Genomic DNA, 12,931 nt, shown 5'->3' with positions numbered 1-12,931 from the left:
TCTTGGGCACATCAATACAAGGATGAGAATAAGATGAAACAGCTGATATTGCTGCTGGCACTGATACTGGGATCAGGGGAGGCCGCGGCACAACAAGAAACCGATAAAACGGCAGAACACACGCTGGTGATGATCTCACTGGACGGTTTTCGCTGGGACTATATTGAGAAACACCAGGCAAAGCAGCTGGCAAAGCTGGCCAAAGCCGGTGTGCGAGCCGAGCGGCTGACACCTGTCTATCCAACCAAAACCTTTCCCAACCATATCTCCATTATTACCGGCCTGTTGCCGGTCAATCACGGCATAGTGGAGAACCGCTTTTGCGATAAGGCGCGCGATGAGTGCTACCGGCTTGGAAAAGGCAAGGATGACAGCACCTGGCTTAAAGGGATGCCGCTGTGGAATCTTGCCAGGTTACAGGGAGTTAAGTCTGCGACTTATTTCTGGCCCGAGTCGGATGCCAGATTCAACGGCATGACGCCGGATTATTACTATCACTACTCCAAGCACAGCGATTATCAGGACAGGCTGGATCAGATGATCCAGTGGCTGACTCTGCCGGAAAGCGAGCGCCCCCGCTTTATCGCCGGGTACTTTTCTCTGGTAGACAGCATGGGGCACGACCATGGGCCTGACAGTACCCAGGTATATAACGCTGTGCAGAAGATGGATGCCATGATAGGCGACTTTTACCTACAGCTGCAGGCGCTGCCGCAGCCGGTGAGTCTGCTGATAGTGTCAGACCATGGTATGGCCACTATCAACCCCAAAAAGAGTATTCAGGTCAGTCAGCTGCCCATCTCTGATGAGTGGAAGGTACAGTTCTCCGGGCCACACTTGATGCTGTATGCCAAAAAAGGTGTCGACGCAGATAAAGCAGAGCAGATAGCCAAATTGAAAGCGGCTGCCGGTGGTCGTTTCCAGTATGTATCTGAGGAAACCATGAAGGCCCGCAAGTTCTTCGGTAGCCCAAGAGTCCCGGACATTATGTTTGAAACTCGGGCTCCGGCGACCTTTACCCTGGATAAACCTGCCACCTATTTCGGTGATCACGGTTATCCTCACTTTGATGATATGGACGCAACTTTGATTGGCGTGGGTCCTGCCTTCAAGCAGGGGCTGATGCTGGAACGTGTATCCAATTTGGATATTTACCCGGTCGCTGCCGAAATACTCGGGCTGGAACTCCTGGTTCCTGTGGATGGCGATGGCAGTTCATTAAGTCCTGCGCTGGCTGAGTAAAGTCGCGTTTGATAAACATAAAGGGCTCCTGTTGGAGCCCTTTAAGATCAAAGCGAAAGTATTATGAGTAAAGCGTATGCATTAGTCTTCCCATGGAACTGTGGTGATCACTATCTTGCCACTGAGGGTCTTGTGGACCGGGCAGAGATCGGCAATTTCCAATAATCGCTGGCGCTGCTCTGGAGTCAGCTCCCCGGTCACCTTCACCTTACGGGCCAGTACTTCTACTTTGGCATGTTGGTCGTCACAGTGCTGACAATCTTCCCCATGCTGGCGCGAGTGCTCAAGCAGTACCTGCACATCCTGCAAATCCAGCCCTTTGCGATTGGCATACATACGCACTGTCATTGAGGTACAGGCACCCAGTGCTGCCAGCAGATGTTCATAGGGATCAGGCCCAAGTTCGTCTCCTCCCACCCTGGCAGGTTCGTCTGCGAGCCACTGGTGTTTATCACACACCAGAGTACGGGTGAACTTGTGGTTGTACTCATAGACGGCCACCTCACCCGCGGCGGTTTTGGGGTATTGCTTACTGCTCTCTGCTGAAACCGGTAAATAGCGGGCAGCCCAGGCAGCAATCACTTCGGCCACATAGATAGCGTCGTTTTTGTTGGTCAGCAGGTGGTCGGCGCTGTCCAGAGTGACAAAACTCTTGGGGTGTTTGGCTCGGGTATAGATCTTCTCCGCCTGAGCAATGGAGACCACACTGTCTACGGGGGAGTGCATTACCAGCAGTGCGGCTTTCAGTTGTTCAATATCCCGGTTGTCCTGCCGTATATCTTCCAAAAACTGCTTCTTGATGGTGAAAGGGCGGCCAGCCAGTGACACATTGGCTTCACCTTCCTTCTCGATACGTTCAAGGTCGCAGGCAAACTGCTTACTGACATGGTCCGGGTCTGCAGGTGCCCCCAGCGTTGCGACGGCCTGGACTTCGCTGATACGAGCGGCTGCAGACAGTACGGCGCGTCCCCCCAGACTATGGCCAACCAATAATGCCGGCGCTTGATATTCACTGCGCATAAAGTCTGCAGCGGCAACCAGATCATCTACGTTGGAGGAAAAGTTACTGTTGGCAAAGTCACCTTCACTGCCTCCCAGCCCGGTAAAGTCAAATCTGAATACTGCGAACCCTTTTTCAACCAGGGCTCTGGATATGCGACTGGCAGCCACGGAACTTTTGCCACAGGTAAAGCAATGAGCGAACAGCGCATAGCCTTTAGGTTCTGTATCCGGCGTTTCCAAACTGCCTGCCAGCATAAGTGAGCCACTGGGAAATTTAACCTGTAGAGCCATAGAACCTCCTGATGCTCATCTGTAGTGCCTTTGTGTGGTCTTTGGTGTTTATTCTGGTTAAAGCAACTGCATCTGATTGTGTTTGTGGTTTTGTTGGGTGTTAATTATAGAATCCACAATAGCTTGTCCCATATTTTCAAGCGAGACAACCCGGGTGGCTGCCCCCAGTTCATTTGCGGCTCTGGCCATACCATAAACCACGCTGGACTGTTCATTCTGGATAAGGGTGATCGCGCCCACTTGCTTGAGCTCCAGCAGTCCCTGAGCACCATCCTGCCCCATACCTGTCAGCAGAGCAGCGACCAGGCGTTTCCCTTCGAGTTTGAGGGCGGATTTGAACATGGTATCGACCGATGGGCGAAAGCCGTTGACCGGGGGCGAGTCTCTTAACCTGAGCATGATTTGCTGACCATGTGGGGTGACCGTCAGGTGCCTGTCTCCCGGTGCCAGATATACGGTGGAGGGTTTGGCCAGCATGCCATCTTCAGCGCGGCACACCTTGAGGTTTCCGATCTTGTCCAGCGCGGCGACCAGTGAATCTGTATAACCTTCAGGTAAATGTTGCACTATGCATACAGGGGGCATGATGGCGGGCAGATGTTTAATCACGCTGTCCAGCGCGTCAATACCGCCGGTAGAGCTGCCGATCATCACCAGAGACTCCTGACAATGGCTGTGGCTTAAGGCCTGCTCTTCTGCCCCAAGCGCACAGGACAATGTACGTGTATGTACGGCCGCCTTCAGCACTTTGGGCAGATTCTGCCTGTTGGCGATGAACACCAGGCTGCCGAACTGATTGATCACCCGGTCCAGGGTAAACGAAGAGGGACAGGTGTCATGGTTCTGCAGCAGCACAACCGGGGCGGTATACTGAGGCCCCTCAACCTGGTGGCCTGCAGACATCAACCAGGATTCATCGATAACCAACACCTGATCCTGCAGACTTTCGGCAGTGCTGCTCAGTGCCATTCTGGTATTGATGCCTGCGCCTGTCAGGGTTTGCTGTAATTTGTCGAATAAAGGCTCATTGTTGGAGAGAAATATTGCCTGGTGATGCTCAGCATCACCTGCACTCTTGCTTTTATGAGTTTGTCTGCAAAGTACTTCACCTGTGCCGGGAAAAAAGCGGATCTGCCTGCCGGTATCGCCGCCTATAGAGGTACCAGAGATGGGGATCCCATATTCAGCCAATACCCTGAAGGCGATGGCAATATTGCGAACACCTATCTGACGACAGATATCTATGCTGCTGGTATTCAGGTTGCCGCCGCCGATGACCCAGGCCTCAAGGTGTTGCCTGGATGCCCCCTGGTGTTTCAGTTTCTGCAGTAACGCCAAAATTGCTCTGTCGCCGTAGTCGTACTCCTGACTGTCATCTGTTATCGATTGATTGGCTGTGGACAGGCGGTAGTGGCACATGCCGCCGAAACCTTGTTGTGTGTCACGTATGCAGACGCTGACACAGGTGCCGACCACGGCCTGCAGGCAGATATCCTGGCTGGGGCTGACCACACACTCCCCTGAATTGACTGAGAACTCCATGTGAAGGGCTCAGCCTAACGGTTTTTGATAGACAGAAGGGGCGACCTGAATAAGTTCAGTATCGAGATGATGCAGGGTTTCAGTCAAACCGACAAACAGCAAGCCTCCCGGTGACAGGTGCCTCTCCAGCTTGCTGATGACCTGACGTATGTTTTCCATTGGGAAGTAAAACAAAACGTTACGCAGGAAAATGTAATTAAAGGTGATCCCGGGTGAAGCGTCGAAGGCGATCAGGTTGTGCTGACGGAACTTAATGTGCCTTTTTAGCTCTGCGGCGATAGCAAAGTGGGCCGGGTCCGGGCTGGTGGGGGAGAGATACTTGAGCTGCATCAGATGGGGGATCTCCTCCAACTTATCTTTCTCATAGATAGCTTCTGTACTCATGGCCAGCCGCTCAGTGTCGATATCGGTTCCCAATACCTTGTAGGTAAACTCAGGGTGAGTTCGAGAAAACTCCTCACATACCATGGCAAGGGTGTACACCTCTTCACCGCTGGAGCAGGCTGCAGACCAGAAGTAAGTATCCTTACCAGCAGGATTGGACTCCAGATGTTGAAGCAGATAGTCAAAATGAAATGATTCACGAAAGAAGGCCGTGGTATTGGTGGTCAAAGCATTGATGAACTCAGTTAGCTCTGTATGTTCCCTGTCATGCAGGAGCATTGCCAGGTATTCAGAGAAACTGTTTAACCCCAGGGTTCTGACACGCTTGTTGAGCCGGACTTCAAGCAGTGAACGTTTCTCAGGTGGGATCTCGATTCCTGCCTGTTCCAGAATCAGCTTACTGAAAACCTTAAACTCATTGTCAGAGACATTACTGGACTGCCACTCATCCAGATTCTGGCAGGAGACCTGTGGGTCGACAGCAGCATTGGATGACATCAGCTTAGCCATTACAGTCTGTCCCAGGCCTGTTTGTTGTCGCTGTCCTGATTTTCCGGAACAATAATAGGCGCTGCCACATCTTCGTGGGGACGGGACGCAGGAGCCTGCCAGTGACTGTCCATTTGCACTGGCTCAGGGGCACTGCGTAACGCAAAGTCCGGGGTGGAATCTCTGTCACTGTTTCTCAGGAAGCTATTGAGCCGCAGTACGAGACGATTGAGTTCTTCAGACTGACGTCTGAGATCTGTACTGGATGCTGCCGCCTGATCTGAGATAGAAGCCGCATGCTGAGTGGCTTTGTTGATTGACTCAACGGCATTGCTTATCTCCTGAATACCTCTGGCCTGCTCGTTGGACGCTTCAAAAATCTTATTGGCTCCGGTAACCACAGTCTGTGCCTGGCTCTTGGTCTCTTTAACGATTTGATTGCCTCTTTCCACCCGGGCAGAGTTCTCTTTGGCGATTGCCTCGGCTTCGCTGACACTGTGCTTCACTATGGCGGCGATATCTGTGGCGGCTTTACCGCTCATCTGGGCCAGGTTACCCACCTCTTTGGCCACCACGCCGAAGCCGCGACCATGTTCACCGGCGCGCTCCGCCTCCACTGAGGCATTGAATGACAGAAGCTTGGTCTGGAACACTATTTCATCAATGATCTCTGTCTTGGTACCTATCTCTCCAATAATCTTCACCAGCTCATTAATCTTTTCATTGGATTCTGCAATTTGCTCCATAGCCAGTTGCAGTTCTCCCATTTTTTCTCCGACCTGGCGCGATAGATCTCTGGACTGCTCAGCTGACTGCACATTGATTTTCACCATGCCGGAAATCTCTTCAGTACTGGCGGAGGTCTCCTCCACTGAGCTGGCTTGACGGTTGGAGATCTGCGACAGGTTCATACTGGCATTTTCTATATTGGACGCTACTGTGCCCACACCGGCGGCACCTGAGCTGAGTTGAGTTACAACCTCTTTAAAGGTGCGGCTTAACTCTTTCAATTCACTACTGCTGAATTTTGACAAGCCCTGGAAGATATTACGGAAAGGCTTGTGAATCGATGCGCTGATCATAAAGGCGGCAGGAATTGAGACAAGTGCGGCGATCGCCATGCCAACAATGAGTACGTAGTTGGTTTGCTCCGCACTGCTCGAGGCATTCTGTTGGCGTTGTTTGAGTAGAATATTTTCGTTTTCGATAAAGGTACGTATTTGTGAGCTGAACTTATCGAAATACAATTTTTCACTATCGCTGCCGATTAAGTCAGCCATATCATCCATGGTCTTGGCATCGCCAATCTCCCGTCTCAGGGTGATTTGAGGTTCGGCCACCAAGGTATTCCAGTCGCTCAACACCCGGGCAATATCGGTTAAGAGTTGTACCTGGGCCGGGTTATCACTGACCTTGAGTTTGAGCATTGATATAAGCGACGTAGACTCCTGAACCCCTCTATTGTAGGGCTCCAGGAACTCCTCCCTGCCAGCCAGCAGGTAACCCCGCATGCCGGTTTCCATATCTATGGCGGCAACCTGGATTTTCTGTGCTTCGACAATCACCTGATAAGTATGCTTAACCCACTCAATGGCAGCGCTGACCTCCTCTGGGGTAGAAGCATTCTCAAATACCGTTTTTCGCTGGCTGAGCAGTATTTGCTCCTGATTGATAAAGTTGGCGAGCATCCCACGGAAACGATCAAAGTAGGTTTTACCTTTAGCTTCTGCGACCAGACGGGCCATATCATTCATGGTTTTGGCATCACCTATCTCCCTGCGAAGCTCTACCGCTTCGGCATTGATATACTCCTCCCAGCTGTTCATAGTGGCATCCATCTCTTGCATCAGGGCAACCTGTGAGGGGTTGTCGTCCACGGTTTGTAAAAGTTCTGCAACCAGGCGCTTGAAATGCTGGCGACCTTTTTCATAGGGAACCAGATACTGCTCTGTGCCGGCCAACAGGTAGCCCCGGATACCCGTTTGCATCTCCAGCGCGGCGGTTTCCAGTTCCTGAGCCTTATTAATGACCTTGTAGGTATGGTCAACCCAGGCACCGGTTTCATTCAATTTGCTGATACTGCTCAGGCTGAGCAGGCTTAGCAGTACCAGAAACCCAAGGCTGACTGCACTGCCCATTAAAATCTTTGCCCGTAATGATAGGTTATCGAACATGAGCTGCCTCTGAGTTAACGGATTGGTGAGAGGGAGATAGCTGTTGTAATTGTTGGGCGATCAGGCCCAGCTCCAACGGATTAAGCAGTTTCCTGCTGTTGAGCAACATGACCATCTCACCCGAGTGTTTGGTGGCGACACCCTGAATAAATTCACGTTCAGGGTGTTTGGAGATATCCAGTTCCTGACGTATCTGTTGGCTGCCAAAGCCTTGTACTTCGATGACGTTGTCGACAATCACACCCAGTGTGAGCTTATTGACTTCAAAAATAATGATGCAGGTTTTTTGCTGTTGCCAGGGCTTGGATGGGAGCCCCAGTTTACGTCTGAGGTCGATAATGGAGATCACTTCGCCTCTGAGGTTAAGGATGCCCTCAAAATAGTCCGGCAGCCTGGGCACATGAGTGACAGGCCCCATACTGATCACCTCTTTGACATCTGAAAGAGGAATGCCGTATTCCACTTCTCCGACATTAAAAATCAGATGCTTATGACTATCTGAATGCAGTTGAAGATTCTGCTCCTGATTGTCACCGCCGAAAACGTGGTGGCTGGTTTTCGCAACTGACCTGTTCATTCAGCACCTTGTCCATTCTGATTTGTATTGCCAGAGGCCTGTTCTGCCTCTATTTGAGGTATTCCTGTTACCTCTAATAACCTTAGGTCAGATAGGGGACATGTCAAAAATCAGAGGCTTGTATTAGTTGACACCTTGCCTGGCTCTTCAGCCTTTAAAACAGAGATAGAAATCAAGGGAAAGGAGGTTTGTACTTTTTCCTGTCGCCGGGAATGTGACTCAGGCTGAGATTTTCAATCTGTATGAAAGAATTTCATCCCGCCTGAGTGGCAAGCCTGTGTCACAATGGCGCACAGGCTGAAATGAAGTGCTGCAAGCCATAAAAAACAGCCAACGTGATAGACAACAATAGGTTAAGAGATAACAAGGGACGATATTCAGGTCATGCAATTTTCCAGATTTGGCGAGAAGTTTAATCGTTACGCGGGGATCACTCAGTTGATGGACGATCTCAACGAAGGCCTACGTACCGAAGGCGCCATTATGCTGGGTGGAGGCAATCCGGCTGCCATTCCCGAGATGCTCGACTACTTTCATGGCGTCAGCACCGAGCTGCTGGCGGATGGTGCCTTTATTGATGCCATCGCCAACTACGATGGTCCTCAGGGAAAGAGTGCGTTTCTGAAGTCGTTGGCAAGCTTGCTCAGAGAAACCTATGGCTGGGATATCAGCGAGCGTAATATCAGCCTGACCAATGGTAGCCAAAGTGCCTTCTTTGCACTGTTTAACCTGCTGGCAGGTGAGCAGACCGATGGCAGCTTCAAGAAAGTGCTGTTGCCACTGGCGCCTGAGTATATTGGTTACAGTGATGCCGGGTTGGATGATGGCATCTTCGCCTCTTGCCGTCCGGAAATCGAGCTGCTTGATGATGGCCTGTTTAAATATCATGTGGATTTTGACCGTTTGCCGCTGGATGACAGCATTGCGGCGATTTGTGTCTCCCGTCCCACCAACCCAACGGGCAATGTGCTCACAGATGCTGAAGTGGCCAGATTGGATGCGATCGCCCGTGAGCGGGGCATTCCGCTTATTCTGGATAACGCCTATGGCACACCGTTCCCCAATATCATCTTTGAAGAGGTGACACCATTCTGGAACGACAACACTATTTTGTGTATGAGCCTGTCCAAGCTTGGCTTGCCCGGCGTGCGCTGTGGCATTGTGATTGCCAATGAAATCGTCACCCAGGCGATGACCAATATCAATGGTATTGTCAGTCTGGCTCCGGGCAGTATGGGGCCCGCCATCGCCAATCATATGATCAACACAGGTAAGTTGCTGGAGCTCAGTGAGCAGGTGATTAAGCCTTTCTATCAGGCCCGCTCCCAGTGGGCGCTGGAGGAGCTGCAGCGACAAATTACCGTACCCGGATTTCGGGTACACAAACCGGAAGGCGCTATCTTCCTCTGGCTCTGGTTTGAAGGCCTGCCTATCTCTACCAAAGAGCTATATCAGCGGCTGAAAGCGCGCGGCGTGCTGGTGGTACCCGGCGAGTATTTCTTCTTCGGCATGCCTGCGGAGGACAACAACTGGCGTCACCGTCAGGAGTGTATTCGCATGAACTATGTGCAGGATGAGGCCAAAATGCGTGTTGGGATTGCAGTGATTGCAGAGGAAGTTGCCAGAGCGTATGCAGAGTAATCGCTCTGCGGACGATGTTGATTGATGGAGCTTTGCTCCATTAGCCTCATGGCTCATTAGCCAAACTTCGCTTGGCGGAACTACCGTTTGTCCCTTCGGGACATGCCGCTTGCCAGCGGGTAAAGTCGTGGGCTTCCTGCCCACACCCGGGCAAAGGGGACTAGGCGGCTTCGCCCCCTTTGCAAACCCCCTGCCGCCCCAGACGGAGACGACAACCCTTCGGGTTTATGGACGAAATTGGCTATCGCTTCAGACGCTCGTCCATGATTCGATTGAAGCTAGCTCGACATCCATGTCTCGCTCACGCCATTTCATCCAACACCTCTCAGCGTCTCCGATGGGGACTGGTGTATTCCTCCAACAAACGTTTTGCCCCAAACCTTCACAGTCTGCACTTCGTAACTCAGAAGTGCCCCGTTTATGAACACTGTGCTGAGTTGACCTTTCATGATCAATGTAGGTGAATCAGGATGAAATCTGATGAAGAGGAAAGGCTACTGGTCACCAGGTATTCAAATAACTGATAAAACTGTATAAGTATACAGTCGTATTTAAATTTTGGTGCATTGAAATCAATTTTTGTGCAGAAGGTGGCACGGTTTGCACTTAAGGGAATTTAAAAAATCCTTTTTAATTATGCAGATAGATAAATAGCGTGAAAAATAACAGGCCAATGAGAAGGAGATAATGTGCCAGCACGCTTTTGCTCAAAGTTTAATCTGGACTTTTGTTGCCACACTGTTGAATAATCAATCAAAACAATGGCACGGTTTTCACTGGTCTGATGTGACAAACGAGCATGCACACTATACAAATGTTATGCGGCGGTGAAAGGCCATAGATGAGTCCAGATATAGCAAAACTAATCGAAAGCGCAGATTTGTTAGCCGAGCGAATGAGCTTACCTAAGCCTGATCCGATTAGTGTGAGGGCGAAAATTAACGAAATTCTATATGAGCGCGGTCATCTAGAAAGTCTGGCGCAAGGAATTTCTAGCATCGAAGAGTTAGCTCTACTTTTATTGGCGCATTTCCAAACGCTTATTTGTAATTTGGCAGGTGTTTCACAAATTGATGCTACATATGAGTTTCAGGATATACATAAGGCAATAGAACATGCCATTTTACAAGCAAGCGCATAACAAGGCGCTGCAACCGACCTCCGGCCACTGTCACCTTTTTTGCGCTTCGCAGCAAAAAAGTCGCCATTGGCCTCCGGCGGCTGAGCGCAGCGTTATGCACCAGGACAGATATGAGTAAATTCCCTGTAGCAGTCGATTTTGACATGGTTGGTAAATATCCTGCTGCCACTAAGTCTGGCGGAGGGTATTTTTATGATGATGTTCTTGAATTTAGAGTTTGGTGCCGCCCTTGGTTAGGGGCACCAGATGAGTTCGATGGTGAAATATACTATTACGCATTTTCTAATTTCGAAGAAGCTCACGAGTTTTCCCAAAGTACGAAAGGTAGCGAAGATCCTTTAGTTCTGATCAGGCAATTAGAATGGATAAATGAGCCTGAGCAAGGGCAGTATATTCATGAAAAGGGAGAGCGTATTACGGAATGGCTTGTGGATTGGCTAGAAGGTGGTAAACGGGAGCCTGATTCAATTACAAACTTTATTGAAAGTGAAGGAAACGCATAACAAATAAGGATAGGCCGCGCGCAGCCGCGTCCTTATCCCGGGTGTTGAACAAGCCCGGGGTTGAGAAGTGATACCTTTATATAGTAAATAGCGGTGAGAGCACTAACGCTGGTGTGGATGTTCAGGCAACGCTGTCACTTTTAAAAAGATGTGCAATGCCGTTAGCCAAACCGTCAGCTAAAATAAATCAAGCTATATCAATCTATTGTCCGCCTCCTTTGCTCACTTGGTGTAGCGGTGACTCTCAGCACTAACCATCTGTGTCACCTCAGAGGGTGATGGCCTGGCTCGTCGGTCGTCTGTGCAGATGAACGCCCATAAACTGCATTGGTTGTTGGCAACAGGGACAAACTCGTATTGCAGCGGCTCGCTTAGGCTCAGGCATGATGGGGAATACGGCACCCGCAACGGCCAGCATCAGCTGTATCTGTTGTCGGAGTGTGCGACAGCATCCCCGCATCAGCCCATAATCTCTCACCCGTCGCAATCCCTTGGGTAACACATGCTGCAATATCAACCACAGGAATTTGAGTGTGGGTAAGGTCCGTATTTCACGGCGGTCGGTTTGGCTATTGTGATAGGCGAAGCTGACATGGTCATCCGTGACATTGACGATACTGCTATCGGGCAAGACACCCCGGTATAGATAACGCGACAGGTACTTGAGCGCGGGCAGGCCTTTGCCAATATGACGGCAATCTACCACCCACTTTTTAGGCACCACGGGAGGCAGGGCGATATTGCCTTGGCGTGTTAAATATGCCAGCAAGCGTGCACGCCAAACGGTCGCCAGATTAAAGGCATTGAACAGGTACTGACCTTTGTGCTTTTGCCACTGTTGTTTGCCCTGATGAAAACTCCCGGCTGGGATGATGAAGTGAATATGCGGGTGATAGTCCCGGCGTCGGTTGTGGGTGTGCAGTACGCCGGTGAACCCAATCTCACCCCCTAGTGGCTTACAATGTTTAGCGAAGTCTTTCAATACGCTGGCCGCCACGGTGAACATGGCTTGATAGACTGCCTCTGGATATGTTTTGGCAAGAACACGCAGCTCATAGGGTATGGTGAATGTCACCATAAAATAATTAACTGGCAATAACTTCGCCTGCTGTTTTGCCAGCCAGTCCATGGTGGTGTTGTGTTGACACTGATGGCAACTGCGATGACCACAAGACAGGGGAAAGTCTGCGGTATGAGGGCAATGCTGACAGGCCCACTGACTGGTTCGTTCGGTTTGGGCGCGGCAGCAGAGCATGGCGTGAATGGCTTCATGCATCTCGGGGGTGAGTCTTGGTCCATACCTTTGATTAAACGTCTCAAGGTGGTCACGTAAAATATCGATGAAGGTCATACGCCACACTCCCAGGTTAACGCCAGACAATCGGTGAGCTGGTTGATGGCCTTGGCCGTGTGTTGGCGGGTGATGTGGGTCAGTCGGGTATAGCGGGCAGTCGTATTGAGGCTGTTATGGCCCAGTAGGCTTTGTACCGAGCGTAAGTCCACTCCTTGCTCCAGTAGGTGAGTGGCATAGCTGTGGCGCAGGTTATGGGGACTGATGGCTTTATGAATGTTGCACTCAGCAATCACCCGTTTTAACGCCCGCTGAATGCCGCCTTTATCCATGAGTGAGTCTGGTTTACCGTCCTTCCCCGGAAACAGGCTCTGGGGATGACGATGGGTTTGCCAGTAATATCGCAATGCCAACAAGGTGCGATTGGGCAGCGGCACCAGTCTGTCTTTACCGCCTTTGGCATCACGAATATGCACTTGCATTAAGGCTGAATCGATATCTCCTACACGCAGTGAAATGGCTTCCCCAAGACGCAAGCCCATGCTGTACAAGGTGAGAAAAAACACCTGATAGCGTAGCTGACGGGTAAGACTGATGACGATGGCCACTTCGGTTGGGGTGAGGATATCAGGCAAGCGTTTGACTTGCGGTGGC

The 12,931-nt window shown here is 50.8% G+C and carries 11 protein-coding genes; 4 read left to right on the top strand and 7 right to left on the bottom strand.

Annotated elements, in window-relative coordinates; genetic code table 11:
* Nucleotides 1-33: 33 nt before the first annotated feature.
* Entirely contained in the window at nt 34-1,242 is a 1,209-nt protein-coding gene (locus tag ACFOE0_RS08690; RefSeq protein ID WP_248937847.1) for an alkaline phosphatase family protein, read from the top strand.
* 81 nt (nt 1,243-1,323) lie between these two features.
* On the opposite strand, the gene ACFOE0_RS08685 is transcribed toward ACFOE0_RS08690, so the two are convergent.
* The 5 genes from ACFOE0_RS08685 to ACFOE0_RS08665 are packed head-to-tail and all read right to left on the bottom strand — an operon-like array spanning nt 1,324 to nt 7,701.
* Nucleotides 1,324-2,535, bottom strand: a complete 1,212-nt coding sequence (locus ACFOE0_RS08685; protein WP_248937846.1) for a bifunctional alpha/beta hydrolase/OsmC family protein — start codon at nt 2,533-2,535, stop codon at nt 1,324-1,326.
* A 57-nt stretch (nt 2,536-2,592) separates the two neighbouring features.
* Entirely contained in the window at nt 2,593-4,077 is a 1,485-nt protein-coding gene (locus tag ACFOE0_RS08680; RefSeq protein ID WP_248937845.1) for a chemotaxis protein CheB, read from the bottom strand.
* Nucleotides 4,078-4,086: 9 nt separating this feature from the next.
* The gene (locus tag ACFOE0_RS08675) at nt 4,087-4,971 is read right to left on the bottom strand and encodes a CheR family methyltransferase (RefSeq protein WP_248937844.1); all 885 of its coding nucleotides are present in this window, start codon (nt 4,969-4,971) and stop codon (nt 4,087-4,089) included.
* Entirely contained in the window at nt 4,971-7,124 is a 2,154-nt protein-coding gene (locus tag ACFOE0_RS08670; protein ID WP_248937843.1) for a CHASE3 domain-containing protein, read from the bottom strand. The genes ACFOE0_RS08675 and ACFOE0_RS08670 overlap by 1 nt, the downstream gene beginning before the upstream one ends.
* A complete protein-coding gene (locus ACFOE0_RS08665) occupies nt 7,114-7,701 on the bottom strand; it encodes a chemotaxis protein CheW (protein WP_248937842.1) in 588 nt (195 codons plus the stop codon). Before ACFOE0_RS08665 ends, ACFOE0_RS08670 begins: the two co-directional genes overlap by 11 nt.
* 384 nt (nt 7,702-8,085) lie before the next feature.
* On the opposite strand from ACFOE0_RS08665, the gene ACFOE0_RS08660 reads away from it, so the two are divergent.
* The 3 genes from ACFOE0_RS08660 to ACFOE0_RS08650 all read left to right on the top strand — a co-directional run bounded on the left by ACFOE0_RS08660 (nt 8,086) and on the right by ACFOE0_RS08650 (nt 10,986).
* Complete coding sequence (locus tag ACFOE0_RS08660; protein ID WP_248937841.1) at nt 8,086-9,342, top strand: valine--pyruvate transaminase; 1,257 nt, start codon at nt 8,086-8,088, stop codon at nt 9,340-9,342.
* Between the two features lie 841 nt (nt 9,343-10,183).
* Nucleotides 10,184-10,483, top strand: a complete 300-nt coding sequence (locus ACFOE0_RS08655) for a hypothetical protein (protein ID WP_248937840.1) — start codon at nt 10,184-10,186, stop codon at nt 10,481-10,483.
* A gap of 110 nt (nt 10,484-10,593) precedes the next feature.
* On the top strand, nt 10,594-10,986 hold the full coding sequence (locus ACFOE0_RS08650) for a GCN5 family acetyltransferase (RefSeq protein ID WP_248937838.1): 393 nt from the start codon (nt 10,594-10,596) through the stop codon (nt 10,984-10,986).
* A gap of 268 nt (nt 10,987-11,254) precedes the next feature.
* Here ACFOE0_RS08650 and ACFOE0_RS08645 read toward each other — a convergent pair whose 3' ends face one another.
* The gene (locus ACFOE0_RS08645; protein WP_248937837.1) at nt 11,255-12,337 is read right to left on the bottom strand and encodes an IS91 family transposase; all 1,083 of its coding nucleotides are present in this window, start codon (nt 12,335-12,337) and stop codon (nt 11,255-11,257) included.
* Nucleotides 12,334-12,931, bottom strand: a 598-nt coding sequence (locus ACFOE0_RS08640) for a tyrosine-type recombinase/integrase (protein WP_380711800.1), incomplete at its 5' end; no start/stop codon positions are given. The genes ACFOE0_RS08640 and ACFOE0_RS08645, both read right to left, overlap by 4 nt.

This window comes from Shewanella submarina, assembly GCF_042646185.1.
Taxonomy (GTDB): Bacteria; Pseudomonadota; Gammaproteobacteria; order Enterobacterales; family Shewanellaceae; genus Shewanella; species Shewanella corallii.
This window is presented reverse-complemented; position numbering and strand designations above follow the sequence as displayed.

What these genes read in the sequence shown, in the direction of transcription:
- ACFOE0_RS08690 (WP_248937847.1), top strand. Translation starts at nt 34, where the DNA reads ATGAAACAGCTGATATTGCTGCTGGCACTGATACTGGGATCAGGGGAG.
- ACFOE0_RS08685 (WP_248937846.1), bottom strand. Translation starts at nt 2,535, where the DNA reads ATGGCTCTACAGGTTAAATTTCCCAGTGGCTCACTTATGCTGGCAGGC.
- ACFOE0_RS08680 (WP_248937845.1), bottom strand. Translation starts at nt 4,077, where the DNA reads ATGGAGTTCTCAGTCAATTCAGGGGAGTGTGTGGTCAGCCCCAGCCAG.
- ACFOE0_RS08675 (WP_248937844.1), bottom strand. Translation starts at nt 4,971, where the DNA reads ATGGCTAAGCTGATGTCATCCAATGCTGCTGTCGACCCACAGGTCTCC.
- ACFOE0_RS08670 (WP_248937843.1), bottom strand. Translation starts at nt 7,124, where the DNA reads ATGTTCGATAACCTATCATTACGGGCAAAGATTTTAATGGGCAGTGCA.
- ACFOE0_RS08665 (WP_248937842.1), bottom strand. Translation starts at nt 7,701, where the DNA reads ATGAACAGGTCAGTTGCGAAAACCAGCCACCACGTTTTCGGCGGTGAC.
- ACFOE0_RS08660 (WP_248937841.1), top strand. Translation starts at nt 8,086, where the DNA reads ATGCAATTTTCCAGATTTGGCGAGAAGTTTAATCGTTACGCGGGGATC.
- ACFOE0_RS08655 (WP_248937840.1), top strand. Translation starts at nt 10,184, where the DNA reads ATGAGTCCAGATATAGCAAAACTAATCGAAAGCGCAGATTTGTTAGCC.
- ACFOE0_RS08650 (WP_248937838.1), top strand. Translation starts at nt 10,594, where the DNA reads ATGAGTAAATTCCCTGTAGCAGTCGATTTTGACATGGTTGGTAAATAT.
- ACFOE0_RS08645 (WP_248937837.1), bottom strand. Translation starts at nt 12,337, where the DNA reads ATGACCTTCATCGATATTTTACGTGACCACCTTGAGACGTTTAATCAA.